The 560-nt window shown below is 52.5% G+C and carries 1 protein-coding gene; it reads right to left on the reverse strand.

What is annotated here, in order from left to right; genetic code table 11:
* Nucleotides 1-3: 3 nt before the first annotated feature.
* Nucleotides 4-405: an acyl-CoA thioester hydrolase YciA gene (yciA, locus tag FDW87_RS18765; protein ID WP_016153266.1), complete on the reverse strand. Its 402-nt coding sequence runs from the start codon at nt 403-405 to the stop codon at nt 4-6.
* Nucleotides 406-560: the final 155 nt, after the last annotated feature.

The raw sequence follows: 560 nt of genomic DNA on the forward strand, positions 1-560 counted from the left end.
CTATCAGGCCAGGGAGGGAATCGGCCGCGGTTTACCGTCTTTATCAACGGCAACGTAGATAAACAGGGCTTCGGTAGCTTTATAGCGCTGGCCGATAGGTTCTGAAGCGACTTTCTTCACCCAGACTTCAATATTAATGCTGATCGAGGTCGTCCCGCGTTTCACGCAGCGTGCATAGCAACAAACCACATCGCCCACGGCAACCGGGCGCAAAAAGCTCATTCCTTCAACCCGCACCGTTACCACGCGACCATGTGCGATCTCTTTGGCCTGAATAGCGCCACCTATATCCATTTGTGACATCAGCCAGCCGCCAAAAATATCACCGTTTGCGTTGGTATCGGCAGGCATAGCCAGAGTGCGTAAAACCAGTTCGCCCTGGGGAGTGTTATTCGTTGTTGTCATTGTAGAACCGACTATAGAGAAAGATTACAGGCGCGATGCTACTAGAATTTACGCGCTGAGAACAGAGGGGATGCGGCCTGCGGGGCGGAAGTAAGCCAGGTTGATGGCAACAAGGAACGCGAAGGGATAAAAATTCGCCAGATCCGGAGATCTGG

Source organism: Citrobacter sp. wls826, from assembly GCF_005281245.1.
Classification (GTDB): domain Bacteria; phylum Pseudomonadota; class Gammaproteobacteria; order Enterobacterales; family Enterobacteriaceae; genus Citrobacter; species Citrobacter braakii.